The organism is Micromonospora sp. NPDC005291 (assembly GCF_040607415.1).
Lineage (GTDB): Bacteria > Actinomycetota > Actinomycetes > Mycobacteriales > Micromonosporaceae > Micromonospora.
Window position 1 is genome coordinate 156,059 of the sequence record NZ_JBEXGR010000016.1, and the last position, 13,988, is coordinate 170,046.

At 70.9% G+C, this 13,988-nt stretch carries 17 protein-coding genes; 11 read left to right on the plus strand and 6 right to left on the minus strand.

The genetic code is table 11. The features are described 5' to 3' along the window. Nucleotides 1–597: 597 nt before the first annotated feature. Nucleotides 598–1,248, minus strand: coding sequence for an NAD(P)H-dependent oxidoreductase (locus ABZT18_RS21745; RefSeq protein WP_355252323.1), 651 nt, complete (start codon nucleotides 1,246–1,248; stop codon nucleotides 598–600). Between the two features lie 226 nt (nucleotides 1,249–1,474). Next, nucleotides 1,475–2,125 (minus strand): GGDEF domain-containing protein, encoded by a 651-nt coding sequence (locus ABZT18_RS21750; RefSeq protein WP_354997654.1) that lies wholly within the window; start codon nucleotides 2,123–2,125, stop codon nucleotides 1,475–1,477. Nucleotides 2,126–2,393: 268 nt separating this feature from the next. Between ABZT18_RS21750 and ABZT18_RS21755 the strand changes: the two genes are divergently transcribed. From ABZT18_RS21755 to ABZT18_RS21765, 3 genes are all read left to right on the plus strand, one after another. After that, nucleotides 2,394–2,633 (plus strand): DUF397 domain-containing protein, encoded by a 240-nt coding sequence (locus tag ABZT18_RS21755; RefSeq protein WP_354997636.1) that lies wholly within the window; start codon nucleotides 2,394–2,396, stop codon nucleotides 2,631–2,633. Nucleotides 2,634–2,770: 137 nt separating this feature from the next. Continuing rightward, on the plus strand, nucleotides 2,771–3,658 hold the full coding sequence (locus ABZT18_RS21760; protein ID WP_354997637.1) for a helix-turn-helix transcriptional regulator: 888 nt from the start codon (nucleotides 2,771–2,773) through the stop codon (nucleotides 3,656–3,658). Nucleotides 3,659–3,754: 96 nt separating this feature from the next. Beyond that, nucleotides 3,755–4,609: an SAM-dependent methyltransferase gene (locus ABZT18_RS21765; RefSeq protein ID WP_355252347.1), complete on the plus strand. Its 855-nt coding sequence runs from the start codon at nucleotides 3,755–3,757 to the stop codon at nucleotides 4,607–4,609. A gap of 17 nt (nucleotides 4,610–4,626) precedes the next feature. On the opposite strand, the gene ABZT18_RS21770 is transcribed toward ABZT18_RS21765, so the two are convergent. Continuing rightward, nucleotides 4,627–5,028 carry a helix-turn-helix domain-containing protein gene (locus ABZT18_RS21770; protein WP_355252326.1) on the minus strand — a complete coding sequence of 134 codons (402 nt, stop codon included), beginning with the start codon at nucleotides 5,026–5,028 and terminating at the stop codon, nucleotides 4,627–4,629. 77 nt (nucleotides 5,029–5,105) lie between these two features. On the opposite strand from ABZT18_RS21770, the gene ABZT18_RS21775 reads away from it, so the two are divergent. The 5 genes from ABZT18_RS21775 to ABZT18_RS21795 all read left to right on the plus strand — a co-directional run bounded on the left by ABZT18_RS21775 (nucleotide 5,106) and on the right by ABZT18_RS21795 (nucleotide 9,645). After that, nucleotides 5,106–6,038: an NADP-dependent oxidoreductase gene (locus tag ABZT18_RS21775; protein ID WP_355252329.1), complete on the plus strand. Its 933-nt coding sequence runs from the start codon at nucleotides 5,106–5,108 to the stop codon at nucleotides 6,036–6,038. Nucleotides 6,039–6,125: 87 nt separating this feature from the next. Beyond that, nucleotides 6,126–7,190 (plus strand): LacI family DNA-binding transcriptional regulator, encoded by a 1,065-nt coding sequence (locus tag ABZT18_RS21780; protein WP_355252332.1) that lies wholly within the window; start codon nucleotides 6,126–6,128, stop codon nucleotides 7,188–7,190. Between the two features lie 2 nt (nucleotides 7,191–7,192). Next, entirely contained in the window at nucleotides 7,193–7,393 is a 201-nt protein-coding gene (locus ABZT18_RS21785; protein ID WP_354997641.1) for a hypothetical protein, read from the plus strand. Between the two features lie 122 nt (nucleotides 7,394–7,515). Next, the gene (locus ABZT18_RS21790; RefSeq protein ID WP_355252335.1) at nucleotides 7,516–8,970 is read left to right on the plus strand and encodes a protein kinase; all 1,455 of its coding nucleotides are present in this window, start codon (nucleotides 7,516–7,518) and stop codon (nucleotides 8,968–8,970) included. 33 nt (nucleotides 8,971–9,003) lie between these two features. Further along, the gene (locus tag ABZT18_RS21795) at nucleotides 9,004–9,645 is read left to right on the plus strand and encodes a histidine phosphatase family protein (RefSeq protein WP_355252338.1); all 642 of its coding nucleotides are present in this window, start codon (nucleotides 9,004–9,006) and stop codon (nucleotides 9,643–9,645) included. Nucleotides 9,646–9,777: 132 nt separating this feature from the next. On the opposite strand, the gene ABZT18_RS21800 is transcribed toward ABZT18_RS21795, so the two are convergent. Then, nucleotides 9,778–10,278 carry a DinB family protein gene (locus tag ABZT18_RS21800; RefSeq protein ID WP_355252341.1) on the minus strand — a complete coding sequence of 167 codons (501 nt, stop codon included), beginning with the start codon at nucleotides 10,276–10,278 and terminating at the stop codon, nucleotides 9,778–9,780. 50 nt (nucleotides 10,279–10,328) lie between these two features. After that, on the minus strand, nucleotides 10,329–10,769 hold the full coding sequence (locus ABZT18_RS21805; protein ID WP_355173865.1) for a VOC family protein: 441 nt from the start codon (nucleotides 10,767–10,769) through the stop codon (nucleotides 10,329–10,331). Nucleotides 10,770–10,972: 203 nt separating this feature from the next. Between ABZT18_RS21805 and ABZT18_RS21810 the strand changes: the two genes are divergently transcribed. Then, nucleotides 10,973–11,341 (plus strand): nuclear transport factor 2 family protein, encoded by a 369-nt coding sequence (locus tag ABZT18_RS21810; RefSeq protein WP_354997647.1) that lies wholly within the window; start codon nucleotides 10,973–10,975, stop codon nucleotides 11,339–11,341. Between the two features lie 39 nt (nucleotides 11,342–11,380). Further along, nucleotides 11,381–11,722: a DUF1330 domain-containing protein gene (locus tag ABZT18_RS21815; protein WP_354997648.1), complete on the plus strand. Its 342-nt coding sequence runs from the start codon at nucleotides 11,381–11,383 to the stop codon at nucleotides 11,720–11,722. Between the two features lie 28 nt (nucleotides 11,723–11,750). Here ABZT18_RS21815 and ABZT18_RS21820 read toward each other — a convergent pair whose 3' ends face one another. Beyond that, on the minus strand, nucleotides 11,751–12,431 hold the full coding sequence (locus ABZT18_RS21820) for a carbon-nitrogen hydrolase family protein (RefSeq protein ID WP_355252350.1): 681 nt from the start codon (nucleotides 12,429–12,431) through the stop codon (nucleotides 11,751–11,753). 70 nt (nucleotides 12,432–12,501) lie between these two features. Between ABZT18_RS21820 and ABZT18_RS21825 the strand changes: the two genes are divergently transcribed. Then, on the plus strand, nucleotides 12,502–13,284 hold the full coding sequence (locus ABZT18_RS21825) for a DedA family protein (RefSeq protein ID WP_355252344.1): 783 nt from the start codon (nucleotides 12,502–12,504) through the stop codon (nucleotides 13,282–13,284). Nucleotides 13,285–13,988 lie beyond the last annotated feature (704 nt).

A 13,988-nucleotide genomic window follows, 5' to 3' on the forward strand; every position in this document is an offset into this window, starting at 1 on the left:
AAACGCGCTGGTCAAGGTACCCCGGTACGTCGCTGTCGAGCTGCCCCATAGGTGGGGCACTTGTGCGGCCGGCGCGGGCGGGGGTTGAGCGCCTCCCATAGAGGGGGCACACGGCGGCCGAGTGGGCGAGGGCTCCGGCCCTCGATGGATAGGGCACATATGGGGCCGAAGCAGGTGGGCGTTGGGCCGTTCCTTAAGTGGGCACATGGCGCCGAAGCCGGTGGGCGTTGGGCCGTTCCTTAAGTGGGCACATGGCGCCGAAGCCGGTGGACGTTGGGCCGTTCCTTCAGTGGGCACATGGCGCCGAAGCCGGTGGACGTTGGGCCGTTCCATGGAGGGCACATGGCGGGCGGACTGGGCCCTTGTTCTGGATGGGGCGCTGGCGCCGAAGCGCGGGCTTGGGCCGTCCCTTGGATGGGCACATGGCGGCCGAAGTGGCGGGCTCAGGCCCCGCCCCATGTATGGGGCAGCTCGACAGGCCGAGCAGCGGGGTGTGGTCCGCCTGTGGTGGTGTTCGACAGACCGGGTGAGCATCGGCCCCTCGTACCGTAACCGGGTAGTCGGGCGGCGTCCGCCGGCCCGGCGTGACCTTGACGGTCAGGCCGACTCTCGGCTCGGGCTGACGGCGGCGTCCTGTGCCTCCGGCGGGGGGTACGGCTGCTCGGCGAGCAGTCGGGCCAGGTGGGCGCTGTTGAGCGCCAGCGCTTTCGTGGTGCGACCGGTGGTGTCGGGCTTGGGCCCGGCGTCGCGATAGTCCACCTTGTGCAGAGCCTCGCCGACCCAGTAGGTCGCGCCGGCTGCGGCGCAGCTGAAGCCGACCTCGTTGAGCGCCTGCTGCACCTGGCCGATGGTGTGGTGGGCGCCGTCCTCGTTGCCGACGACCGCGACGCCGGCCACCTTGCCGTAGGTGAGGAGCCGGCCCTCGGCGTCGGTCTCGGAGAGTTCGGCGTCGAGGCGTTCGAGGACCATCTTGCACACACTGGACGGCTGACCGAGCCAGATGGGTGTGGCGATGATGAGCACCTGGGCCGCCAGGACCTTGGCGCGGATCGCGGGCCAACCGTCGCCGTTGCCCTCGTCCGTCGACACCCCGAAGCGCACGTCGTGGTCGACCACCCGGATGAGCTCGCCGTCCACGCCCTGCCGGGCGAGTTCGGCCAGCACCTCCCGGCCGAGCTGGTCGCAACTGGACGGGGCCGGCGACGGCTTCAGAGTGCAGTTGAGTACGAGGGCACGGATGCTCGCCACGTCGGTTTCCTCTCGACTGTCGAGTCGGGGTGACCACCACCCCATACCCGGGCACCGGCCCGAATCACGCCCAGCTCGGCCGGTTTCGGCGAACGGCTTGACGCGAGCCAGCTGGGGTTTATAGCAAACCCGCCGGTTTATTAACCAAAGGGTTGAAAGCGACGTGACAGCAGACCGGCTTAACCCCGCGCCGAGAACCGCTCTCACTCGGCGGGTTGACGGTCGGTCAGCACTCCGCCAAGCGGACGCTGTCGATGAGCTGCCGGGGCGACCGGGGGCCGGAGAGGCTCTTCGCCTGGTACATCGCCGCGTCGGCGCGGCTGAGCGCGTCGTTGAGCTGGGCCGGGCCGGTCACCGGCGCGAGCCCGACGGAGGCTGTCACCCGGACGCTGCACCCACTCAGCCGGATCGGTGCGGCGACGGTCTCGCTGAGCCGTCGGGTGGCGTGATCGATCCAGCGCCGGTCGATGGTCGGGCTGGCGAGCAGACCGGCGAACTCGTCACCGCCGAGGCGGGCGACGAGGTTGTCCCCGGCGAAGCCCGCCAGCCTGTCGGCGACGCTGATCAGCACCTGGTCGCCGGCGGCGTGCCCGTACCGGTCGTTGATCTGCTTGAAGTCGTCGAGGTCGAGCACGATGGCGATCAACGGCTGGCCGGCCGCGTCGGTGAGCAGGGTGGCCGCGAGGCGGTAGAAGGCGCGCCGGTTGGGCAGCCCGGTGAGCGGGTCATGGCTGGCGGCGTGCCGTTCGGCGGCGAGTTCGGCTTGGAGGTGCGCGATCTCGGACTCGGCCTGCAGCGCCCGTCGACGCAGTTGCCAGGAGGACAGCAGCGCTCCCGCCGCACAGATGCCGGAGGCGACACTCATCGGATCCGGCACGAGACCTCCCATCGCCGCGACCGCCTCCAGTCGCCGGTCGACGCGGCGCGCGTGCCGCGTCGGGCCCAGTTTTCCCTGCTGGTTGCCCCAATCGGGGTAACTCAAAGTGAACGGATAAGCACCGTTCACGTGCGTTATCATGCTCGCCGTCCGGTGCAGATGCAATAGCAGATGCACGTGCAGAACAGTCCGATGTCGATACCGCACCCTCGCCGTCACCGCTCCTCCCACGGGCACCGGCGGGCTCGTGAGCAGAAAGACGCCTCTCATGCAGCAGCCACCCAATGGCGTTCCGATCCATCAGTTGCCACCGCTGAGCTGGCAGAAGAGTCGCCGCAGCAACCCCAGCGGCAACTGCGTCGAACTCGCCGAACTGCCCGGGGGAGCCGGCATCGCGGTCCGCAACTCGCGACATCCCGAGGGCCCAGCGCTGATCTACACAGTGGACGAGATCGCCGCGTTCGTGCTCGGCGCCCGCGACGGCGACTTCGATGACCTGATCAACTGACCGCTCCCGCGGGCCGTCCCGGCGACGGGACTGATTCACCGGTCCGGAGGAGTTCACCTCACTGTCGGTCCATGGCATGCTTACACGTCGGCCGGGCTGGGTGCCCGACCATGTGGTCGGTATCCGGAGGTCCGCACGTGACGATGGTTCCCGCCGAGGGCGGCCCGACAACCGGGCCAACGGTGCTGCGCATACTGCTCGGTGCGCAACTGCGCCGGCTGCGGGAATCCAGCGGGGTGACCCGCGAAGGTGCCGGCTGGGAGATCCGGTCCTCCGAGTCGAAGATCAGCCGGATGGAGCTGGGTCGGGTCGGCTTCAAGGAACGCGATGTGTCCGATCTGCTCACCCTCTACGGAGTCACCGACGGGCAGGAGCGCGAGGCGCTGCTCAAGCTCGCCCGCGACGCCAACAGCCCCGGCTGGTGGCACCGCTACGGCGACGTTCTGCCCACCTGGTTCCAGTCCTACCTGGGCCTGGAGGCGGCGGCCGCGCTGATCCGCAGCTACGAGGTGCAATTCGTACCGGGCCTGTTGCAGACCCGCGAGTACGCCCGCGCGGTCGTCCTGCTCGGGCACGGGACGGCCGGTGCGGCCGAGATCGATCGCCGGGTGGCGCTGCGGATGCAGCGCCAGCAGTTGTTCCGCCGGGACGACCCGCCGCAGCTCTGGGCCGTGGTGGACGAAGCGGCGCTGCGCCGCCCGATCGGCGGTGCCGAGGTGATGCGCGGCCAGCTTGCGACGCTCATCGAGGCGACCACGTGGCCCAACATCCGACTTCAGGTCATTCCGTTCGCCGCCGGTGGCCACGCGGCCGCCGGTGGCGCGTTCACCATCCTGCGCTTCGGTGACCAGGAGCTGCCCGACATCGTCTACATCGAACAGCTCACCAGCGCCATCTACCTGGACAAGCGCGATGACCTCGACTACTACGCCGTGGCGATGGAACGGCTCTGCGTCGAGGCCGAGCCGCCGGAGCGCACCCCGGAGATCCTCGGCAAGCTGCTGGAGGACGTCTACGCAGTGTGATCGCCAACTGGGGCGGCGAGCGTACCCGGGTTGGCATTAGCATGGTCTACACCGGTCACAGTGGACGGACGCGACCGGCTGGGCGCACACAGAGTCATGGAGGCAGCCTTGAGCACCGACACTCACGGTACGACGGGCGGCTCACCGAGCGACCGCATCGACACCACGGTGGCCCACCCCGCCCGCCGCTACAACTACTGGCTCGGCGGCAAGGACAACTTCCAGGCCGACCGGGAGTCCGGCGACGTGATGGCAGCCGCCTTCCCGACCATCCGCATCTCCGCCCTGGAGAACCGTCGCTTCCTGCAGCGCGCGGTGGGGTACCTGGCCCGCGAGGCCGGCATCCGGCAGTTCCTCGACATCGGCACCGGCATCCCGACCGCCAGCAACACCCACGAGGTCGCCCAGGCTGTCGCGCCGGAGTCACGTGTGGTCTACGTGGACAACGACCCGATCGTGCTCGCCCACGCCCGCGCGTTGCTGACCAGCTCGCCAGAGGGCGCCACCGCCTACATCGACGCCGACCTGCGCGACCCGGGGCGGATCCTCGCCCACCCGGAGTTGCAGCGCGCGATCGACCTGTCGCAGCCGGTCGGGCTCATGCTGGTGGCGGTCCTGCACTTCGTGCCCGACACCGACGACCCGTACGCGCTGGTGCGGCGGCTGCTCGATGCGCTGCCGGCCGGCAGCTACCTGGCCGCCTCGCACGCCACCCACGAGTATCTTCCGCCGGAGATCGCCGAGCAGGCCAAGGTGGCGGCCAAGGGTGGCGGCCCGCACGGGCTGATCAACCTGCGCACGCGGGCCGAGTTCACCGGCTTCTTCACGGGGCTGGACGTGGTCGAGCCGGGCATCACCTCGGTCGCCGAGTGGCGGGCCGAGAGCGAACCGCAGCCGCGTCCCTCGGTGGTCGAGGTGAGCATGTACGGCGGGGTCGCCCGCCTGCCCTGAGGTCGTCCCGGCCCACGTCAGGAGCCCGACGCGTCGTACCGTTCGCGCGCCTCGTGCACCTCGGCGATGTGCGTCTCGGCCCACGCCTTGATGGCCCGCTGCACCGGCAGCAGGCTCTCGGCCAGCGGCGTCAACCGGTAGTCGACCCGGGCCGGCACGCCCGCGGTCACCGACCGGCTCACCAGGCCGTCGCGCTCCAGCTTGCGCAGCGTCTGGGTGAGCATCTTCTGGCTGGCCCCGGCGACGGTACGGGCCAGTTCGTTGTGCCGCAGCGGCCCGTCGGCCAGTGCGCTCACCACCAGGGTCAGCCACTTGTCGCTGAGCGTCGCCAGCAGTTCGTGGCCCGGGCACTCGGCGAGGAACGCGTTGTACCGGCGCCGTTCCTGCTCGCGGCGCTCGCCGGCGGTCATGGTGGCCATTGTGTACCTCCCGGGTTCCCAGGGCACCCGAAGGTGCCTCCTTCCCGCCGGAGACTAGCGCTCCTAGCGTCGTCGGCATGAGAGCTGTGATCGTTCGCCGGTTCGGCGGCCCCGAGGTCCTGGAGATCGCCGAGATGCCCCGGCCGGAGCCGGGATTCGCGCAGCTGCGGGTGCGGGTCGCCGCCGCTGCCGTCAACCGGATCGACCTGTCCACCCGCAGCGGCGCGTTGAGCGCGGCCGGCCTGCTGCCGCCGCTGCCCGTCGTGGCGCTCGGGTGGGACGTCGCGGGGGAGGTGGATGCGGTCGGGCCGGGGATCCGGCGGTTCGCGGTCGGTGATGAGGTGATCGGGCTACGCGACCTGCTCTCCGCACCGGGCGCACAGGCCGAGTGGGTGGTACTGGACGAGGGCGCTGTGGCACCGGCTCCGCGTACGGTCGCCCCGGAGTTGGCGGCGACGCTCCCGCTGATCGGTCTCACGGCTGTCCGTTCGCTCGCCCTCGCCGGTCTGGACGCCGGGCGGACGCTGCTGGTCACGGGGGCGGCCGGTGGGGTGGGTGGTCTGCTGCTCGAACTGGCGGCGCTGCGCGGTGTCCGGACCGTCGGGGTGGCCGACCCGCGGGACGAGGAGTTGGTGCGTGGGCTGGGCGCGGACTGGTTCGTGCCGCGTACCGACCGGCTGGGCGCGGCGGTGCGCACGATGGTTCCTGGCGGGGTGGATGCGGTGATCGACGCGGCGGTCATCGGCGTCGCCGCGCACGAGGCGTTGCGGGGTGGGGGAACCTTTGTCGCGCTGGTGGCGCCGTTCGCCCCGCCACCGTTGCGGGCCACCCGGGTCGTCGTTCAGGAGGTCTGCGCCGACGGCGGCCAGCTGACCGAGTTGTCCGCGCTGGTCGACGGCGGGCAGCTCAGCCTGCGGTTGGCCGAGCGGCTGCCGATGACCGAGGTGGCGGCGGCGCACGAGCGGGTGGCCGCCGGGGGCCTGCGGGGCCGTCTGGTGCTGGTGCCCTGAAGGTTCGGACGTTCGTATTGACCGACGCCGACTCGTCGCGCTAGTCTCTGTATCGATCCAGTCTAGATCGATACAGAGAGGTGCCGGGTGAAGCCAACACTGCAAGCCGTCGCGGACGCCGTCGGTGTCTCCCGCAGCACCGTGTCGAACGCCTACAGCCGTCCGGACCAGCTCTCCGCCGCGTTGCGGACGCGAATCCTCGACGCGGCCCGCCAGCTCGGCTACCCGGGTCCCAATCCCACCGCCCGCTCCCTGCGGCGCGGCTTCGTCGGCTCCATCGGGGTGCTGTTCACCTCGCAGATGTCGTACGCCTTCACCGACCCCTTCGCGGTCCGCTTCCTGGCCGGGGTCGCCGGCGCCGCCGAGCGGCACGGCACCAGCATGTTGCTGGTGCCGCTGCCGCCGGCCCAGACCGACGCCCGGCGGGCGGTGGAGAACGCCGCCGTCGACGGGTTCTGCGTCTACTGCGCCGCCGACGAGAGCTGGGCGGTGGAGGTGATCCGGGAGCGTGGGCTGCCATTTGTCACCACCGCCGTCCGCGACGACGCCGGTCTCGACGACCGGTTCGTCGGCATCGACGAGCGTGCGGCAGCCCACAGCGTCGCGGCGCACGTCGCCGGCCTCGGTCACCGCCGGGTGGCACTGCTCGCCGACGCGGTGCTGCCCGACGCGCCAGCCGGCCCCCTGGCCCTTCCCGGGATCGACCAGGTGGCGCACCCCACCACCCGCGACCGGCTCGCCGGGTTCGCCGACGCGTTCGCCGAAGTCGGCGTCGACTGGGCCGAGCTGACCCTGGTCAACGCCGCGGGCAACAGTCGGGCGGCCGGGGCCGAGGCCGTCGCCGGGCTGTTCGACCGGCCCACGCCGCCGACCGCCGTGCTGGCGGGCTCCGACGTCCTCGCCCTCGGGGTGCTCGACGCGCTGGCCCGCCGGTCGCCCGGCAAGCTCCCGCCGGTCTCGGTGACCGGCTTCGATGACATCCCCGAGGCCGCTGCGGCCAATCTCACCACCGTCCGGCAACCGGCCGAAGAGAAGGGCCGGATCGCCGCCGAGCTGCTGCTCGACCCACCTGTGAATGCTGCGGCCGGTCATGTGCTGCTGCCCACCGCACTCGTCGTCCGGGCCTCCACCGGACCTGTCCCAAGGAGTTGACCATGGAATTCCCAACCGGGTACGTCACCGCTCTCGACGCGATGAACCGGCACGTCAACTCGGCCCGACCGGACGCCCCGGTCCAGGCCGAACGGACCCACCGCGCGCTGCTCGCCCCGACCCGGCAGGCCACCGCTGGCGCCCTGCGCCGGCTCGCCGACCGGATCCAGCCGCGACCGCTGCCGGCCGCCCATTGCTCCTGACCGGCCCGCGAGGCCCGGTGTCCCCCGCGCTACCGGCCATTTCGGTACGCAGGGGATGAGCCGGTAAGGACCGGGCGCTGCGGGTGGTCGAGTGGGACGAGGCCAGGCAGACTGGTGAAGCCATGTCGCCGTTCACGCCCACTCTCCGTCTCCACGACCGCTACGTACTGCACGAGCGGATCGGTCTCGGCGGCATGTCCGAGGTGTGGCGCGCCGACGACGAGGTCCTCGGCCGGCCGGTCGCCGTCAAGGTGCTCGCCGGGCAGCTCGCCGCCGACCCGCACCTGCGGGCCACCATCCGACGCGAGGCCCGCGCGGCCGCCCGGCTGGCCCACCCGCACGTGACCCAGGTGTACGACTATGCCGAGGCGACCCTGGCCGGCGGCGTCGTGGTGCCGTACCTGGTGATGGAGCTGGTCGAGGGTCACAACCTGGCCGACCGGCTGCGCTCCGGGCCGCTGCCCTGGCCGGAGGCGGTCCGGGTGGCCGGGCAGATCGCGGCCGCACTGGCCGCCGCGCACCGCATCGGCGTCGTGCACCGCGACGTCAAGCCGGGCAACGTCATGCTGACCGACACCGGCGCCAAGGTGCTCGACTTCGGCATCGCCGCGCTCGGCGGGCTCGACAGTCAATCCGGTGAGCCGTTGATGGGCACGCCCGCCTACTTCGCCCCGGAACGCCTTGCCGCAGGCCCGCCCGATCCGGCCAGCGACGTGTACGCCCTGGGCGCGCTGCTCTACCGCACCCTCACCGGGCAGGCACCGCTGCCGGTGCAGAGCTGGGAGGACGCTCTGGAGGTGCACCGGCGCGGCATCCCGGTGCCGCCGCTGCGGGTGCCCGGCCTACCCGCCGACATCGCCGAGCTGACCGTCGCCTGCCTGGCCGCCAACCCGGCCGACCGGCCGAGCGCCGCGCACCTGGCCCGCCGCTTCGGCGCCGGCCAGCCGGTCGAGCCGCCCACCGAGCTGCTGCGCATCCTGCCGGCGGCCCACCCTCCCACCCTGATCGACCGCTCGGCGGCACGCCCCGTCCCCGTTGCCGCCGTGCCGGTCAACCGCCGGTCGCGCCGGCCCCTCGCCGTGCTGGTCGCGGCCGGTCTCGCCGTGCTTGTCGGCCTCGGCGCACTGCTCAACCAGGGCTACCTCGGCACGCCGGGCGCACCCGAATCGCCTCAGCTCGCCGCCCCGCCATCGACATCCGCTCCGGCGCCCGCACCCACGACGCAATCACCGACGCCGGCGGCACCGTCCTCGCCGTCACCTGGCAACAGCACCGCGCCTCCGACCATTGGGCAGCAGGTGCCGGTCAGCCTCCGGGAGGTGACCAGCGAGTTCGACGCCGTCCTCACCGCGGCGGTCGCCCGCGGCACCGTCGACCGAAAGACCGCCGAAGATCTGCGCGACGACCTCGCTGACCTGAACCGCCGCACCAGGGATCGGGCCAAGAACGTCGCCGACCTGCGGGAACGCATCGCCGAGCTGGTGCAGCGCGACCGGCTACCAGCGCGGACGGGTGCCCAGCTCGACGCTCTGCTCTCTCAGGCGAGCAGCTTCTCCACCAGCCGTACGGACGACTGATATCCCCGTCGATGCCGCTGGCATGATGTCCCGATGCGGACACGTCTGATCTTCGTGCGACATGGCGAGTCGCTCCACCAGCTCGAAGGAATCGTGGGTGGGCCACGTGGTTGTCAGGGCCTCACCGCCCTCGGCCACGAGCAGGCACACGATCTGGCCAATCGACTGACCGGTGACGTTGCGGCCGACAGACCGGTGGCGGTCTACTCGTCCGTGCTGCGCAGGGCTGTCGAGACCGCGCAACCGATCGGCGCGGCGTTTGGCGTACGACCCGTGGCCGACTGTGGCCTGTGCACCTGGCACACACCTCCGTACGCCGACGGCCTGCCGACCACCCGCTTCCGCACGGAACACGCGGTGACCGGTGGGGGAGTGTTCCGGCCCTTCGAGGAGGGCAACGAGAGCTGGGCCGAACTGGTGGTCCGCGTCAGCCGCGCGATCATGGAGATCGCGCACCGGCACCGAGGCGCCACCGTGGTCCTGGTCGGCCACAGCGAGACCGTCGAGGGCGCGTTCCACGCGCTCGCCGCGCAGCCGATCTTTCGGGCGTTCGACCTGGACGTGCCCCCGGCCTCGATCACCGAATGGACCACTGACCACGACCCCGGCGGTTGGCCGCCGGCCCGTTGGACGCTACGTCGTTTCGGCGACACCGGCCGGTGGGCTAAAGCGTGATCCAGTACCGCCGTGCCGGGCCAAGGTCGGTGTCCCGAATGTCCTCCAGGATGCTGCCCCACTCGTCGTGCGCCGCCAGCCAGGCGGTGTACAGGCGACGGTGGGCGCGACCAACTCGGGCATGCGGCGATGCTATTCGGCGGCCACGAGTTGCTCGCGCAGGATCTCCGCGTGGCCGCAGTGCTGAGCCAGCTCGCGCAGCATGTGGAGATAGACCCAGCGCAGCGGCAGCGGGCCTCGCCGGTTGCCGCGCAGCACGTCGTCCAGCCCCAGGGAGGCCGTCGCGCGGCGCGATGCCGCACACGCCTCGCGGTGTTCCCGCTGGACACTGGCGATCGTGTCGCCGTCGTCGACGATGAACGACTCGTCCGGCGTCCCCGGGATGCCGATCTCCGAACGGGACCGGCAGGAGACGGCCTCGTCGAACCACACCTTCTCGACGAACGTGGCGTGCTTCAACAGACCCAGCAGCGTTGTCCGGCTGGGCACCAACGACCGGCGCGCCTGCTCCTCGGTCAGCCCGTCCAGGTAGCCGTTGAGCGCGCTGCGGTGCTCGTCGATGAACGCCTCGCACTGCACCTTCGCGGCTTCACCGATGACGTCGATGGCGAAGGTCGCCGGGAAAGAAGTCATGGCCAAAGGATTCCAAGGTCAGCGACCAGGGGCAACCACCGCGACGGCACTCAACCGAAGGAAATCAGGGCACCGCGCTCGTCAAAGCGGGCCGTGCCCGCCCACGCGAACTCCCAGCGGTTGCCCTCGGGATCGGCGATGTAGCCCGAGCGCCCACCCCACGACCGGTCGGTTGGCTCGGCCACCACGGTCGCGCCCGCCGCGACCGCCGCGGCGAAGGCCACGTCGACCTCCTGCGGGGTGTCGACGTTGCAGGCGAGGGTGACGCCGGACCAGCCACCGGCAGGGTCCGGCACGCCGGGCGCCGCCTCAGCGGCCAACTCCGGCAGCGGAAAGAGCGCCAGCAGAACGCCGCCGAGCAGGAACGCGGACCAGCCGTCGTCGCTGCCCGGCGACTCGGGCCAGCCCAACGACCGGTAGAACGATCGCAGCAGGCCCATGTCGCGTGTGCCCAGGGTGACAACGGACAGTCGGGAAGGAGGTGCGTCCATGGCGCCGATCCTGCCTGAGGCATACGACATCCCCCGAGTGCCACCGCTCCACGAACCTCAGAGGCCGGGCCGACACACCCGCCTCGATCGACAGGTCGAGCTGAGCGAACCGGTCATTACCTGCGACGTAATCGACAGCGCGCAAGGATGCCGAGATCATTTGTTCCAGAGGCGCCAACGCCTCAGCGGACAAGGAGAGATCCATGGCTACGAGCTTTGACGAACTGGCCGAGCGGTACATCGCACTGTGGAACGAGAGCGACCCGGTGCGGCGGCGCCAGGGCATCAACAACCTGTGGGCCGCCGAGGGCCGCTACGTCGACCCACTGACGGTCGCCGAGGGCCCGGAGGCGATCGACGCGACGATCGCCGCGGTGCGGAACCAGTTTCCCGGCATGACGTTCCGGTTGGCCGGACCGGTCGACGGTCACCACAACCAGGTCCGTTTCACCTGGGAGCTCGGGCCGGACGACGTCGAGGCGCCGATCGTAGGCTTCGACGTCGCGATGACCGACGAGGACGGACGGTTGACCCAGGTCCTGGGTTTCCTTGACCGCGTCCCAACGGCGTAACCACCCCGAGACCCGACCGACCCTGACGAACGGAGCATCATGACGGCGTACGGGCTCGCTCACCTTCCCAGAGCACCCATTCACGACGACGTGCTGGAATACCTGGAGCGGATCGACGCCACCCTCGTCCCCTTCGGCGGCCGGTTCATCGTCCACGGCGGCACCACGGAGGTACTGGAAGGCGACTGGTCGGGCGATCTGGTGATCATTGAGTTTCCCGACATGATCAAGGCCCGCGCCTGGTACGACTCCAGCACCTACCAGGAGATCAAGCCCCTGCGGACAAGGCACCTCGCCGGCGAGGTGCTCCTGGTCGAAGGAGTCGAGCCCAACCACAGCTCATCGCGGATGGCGGCCGACCTGCTCAGCCGAAGGAGATGACGCACCGCCGCGACCTTGGCCGGAGCCGTCAGCTGATGCGGGCTCGGGTCAGGTCGCCCGGCTCGGTGCCCGCCTGGGCGAAGACGTCACCCTCGGGCGACCAGATGGCGGACCGCCCGGCCGCCTCGGTGTAACCGCCACCGGTCGACCCGGCGAAGCTCGCCATCGCCACCCAGACCCGGTGCGTCGTGGCGATCCGCTGTGCCCGGCCGTCCGTCACGGCGGCGTCGCGTGCCGACTCCAGCACGCCCGCCACGTACACGTCGATCCCCAGTGCGGCGGTCCGCGTCGCGTGCGCGGCGACGCCGGTGTCCTTGCAGATCGCCAGGCCGACCCGCCATCCGTCCACATCGAGCACCGCCGGGGTCCCGCCCGGTCGGAACCGGCGGGCCTCCGCGTCGCCCAGCCACATCTTCCGGTACGCCACCGTCACACCATCGCCGGTCACCGCCAGCGTGGCGATGTGCTCACCGGCGACCGGCGCGCCGGCCAGCGCCAACGCGCCCGTCTCGGCACACGCCTCGACCAGCGGTGCCAACCGGGCGTCATCGATCGGCACGACCGGGGCTTCCAACTCGTACCCCGTCAATGACAGCTCCGGAAAGACCACCACCCGGGCACGCGCCGCGCGGACCGCGTCGGCGTGCGCCCGCGCGTTCTCCGCGACCTCCAGGGGTACGCACGGCGGCTGCGCCACCGCGAGCCGCAGCGGGCTGCGGGTGTGGTCGACCTGCGCGGCCGGATGGTCTTCTCTCAGGATCACTTCGTACGGTGTGCGCATGATTCGAACGTCCCACGCCGTGCTCGCCACCGGAACCCCCACCGCTGCGGCCGAACCGCCCCAGGATGGCATCGTCGGCTACGTCAGCGACCTGGTGGAACGGCTCGGCGGGCCGGGTGCCGGCCTGGCGGTGGCGCTGGAGAACCTGTTTCCGCCGATCCCCAGCGAGGTGATCCTGCCGCTGGCCGGGTTCGTCGCCGCGCAGGGCCGGATGAGTTTGTTGGGTGCGATCTTCTGGACCACGCTGGGCTCGGTGGTGGGTGCGCTGGCGCTCTACCTGATCGGCGCGTCACTGGGCCGCGACCGGATGCGCGCCATCGTGGCCCGGCTTCCGCTCGTGAAGCTCAGCGACGTGGACCGGACCGAGGCGTGGTTCCTCCGGCACGGCGTGAAGGCCGTCTTCTTCGGCCGGATGATCCCGATCTTCCGGAGCCTGATCTCCATCCCAGCCGGGGTGGAGCGCATGCCGGTGCGCACGTTCCTGCTCTACACCACGCTGGGCAGCCTGATCTGGAACACCACGTTCGTGCTCGCCGGCTACCTGCTCGGCGACAACTGGCACCTCGTCGAGGGGTACGTCGCCACACTCCAGAAAGTGGTGATCGTGGTCTGCGTGGCCGGGGTCGCCTGGTTCGTCGGGTCTCGCGTGCTGCGAGCCCGACGTGCCGCCCGCGCCCCCGAACCCCCCAGCCCTGAGTCGGGCCCCTTGGACGGTATGCCCGACCCGGCCGGTCGCGGCACCCTCTACCGAAGCGGCTCGTGGGCCCCCGACGAGCGCTAGCCGCGATGGATCACCCGCACGTAGGGTGACTCGAATCCCGCCGGGGGTCTTTTGTCCGCTTATGGCCCCGCTGGCGTGGCTGGCTGGTTCATGATCGACACGACGTCGGCGAGGTGGGGGTGTCCGGGGCGTGTGATGCCCCGACATCGGCGATATGGAGTGGATCATGCCCGTGGTGGGTGTCTGAGGCACCGCCCGTTGGGTTGTCTGGGTGGTTTGTCCGGTCCCGGCCGCCTCTGGCTTGTGACCGGTCGCACCCGTGGCCTGGAATCATGGCGGGCCCGGGGTCGTTACATACCCTGACGATCGCAGTACCACCGGCCCGCCACCCCGCGCCTCAGGGTTGGAACGCCGACCCGGGGTTGGAATGCTCGACCCCGCCCGGTCGTTACAGTCCCCACGAACGACCGTCCGGCCACCGCCTCCACGAGGGTGCCGATGGATGGGCCACCCCCGGAATGACCCCGGCCCCCCGGTCGTTACACCTGGACCCGGCGCCACGAGCCCTGCGCCCGTAGGCCGCCGACCCCCCAAGACTTTTCCCCTTGATTTCTGATGCGCCCGGACGAGGTGCTCACACCCCGCACGCCGTTCCCCTGTTTGGCGGGTTGGGTGTCCTTACCCCCGAAGGAGCTAACCCTCATGAACACGATCATTCGTAAGAGCGTGCTGTCTGTTGCGGGTCTCGCGTTCGCCGGTGGTGT

Excerpts from the sequence above, each read along its gene's own strand:
- ABZT18_RS21800 (WP_355252341.1), bottom strand. The coding sequence starts at position 10,278 with ATGACTTCTTTCCCGGCGACCTTCGCCATCGACGTCATCGGTGAAGCC.
- ABZT18_RS21755 (WP_354997636.1), top strand. The coding sequence starts at position 2,394 with ATGCAGCAGCCACCCAATGGCGTTCCGATCCATCAGTTGCCACCGCTG.
- ABZT18_RS21765 (WP_355252347.1), top strand. The coding sequence starts at position 3,755 with ATGGAGGCAGCCTTGAGCACCGACACTCACGGTACGACGGGCGGCTCA.
- ABZT18_RS21805 (WP_355173865.1), bottom strand. The coding sequence starts at position 10,769 with ATGGACGCACCTCCTTCCCGACTGTCCGTTGTCACCCTGGGCACACGC.
- ABZT18_RS21810 (WP_354997647.1), top strand. The coding sequence starts at position 10,973 with ATGGCTACGAGCTTTGACGAACTGGCCGAGCGGTACATCGCACTGTGG.
- ABZT18_RS21785 (WP_354997641.1), top strand. The coding sequence starts at position 7,193 with ATGGAATTCCCAACCGGGTACGTCACCGCTCTCGACGCGATGAACCGG.
- ABZT18_RS21790 (WP_355252335.1), top strand. The coding sequence starts at position 7,516 with ATGTCGCCGTTCACGCCCACTCTCCGTCTCCACGACCGCTACGTACTG.
- ABZT18_RS21825 (WP_355252344.1), top strand. The coding sequence starts at position 12,502 with ATGATTCGAACGTCCCACGCCGTGCTCGCCACCGGAACCCCCACCGCT.
- ABZT18_RS21795 (WP_355252338.1), top strand. The coding sequence starts at position 9,004 with ATGCGGACACGTCTGATCTTCGTGCGACATGGCGAGTCGCTCCACCAG.
- ABZT18_RS21815 (WP_354997648.1), top strand. The coding sequence starts at position 11,381 with ATGACGGCGTACGGGCTCGCTCACCTTCCCAGAGCACCCATTCACGAC.
- ABZT18_RS21775 (WP_355252329.1), top strand. The coding sequence starts at position 5,106 with ATGAGAGCTGTGATCGTTCGCCGGTTCGGCGGCCCCGAGGTCCTGGAG.
- ABZT18_RS21770 (WP_355252326.1), bottom strand. The coding sequence starts at position 5,028 with ATGGCCACCATGACCGCCGGCGAGCGCCGCGAGCAGGAACGGCGCCGG.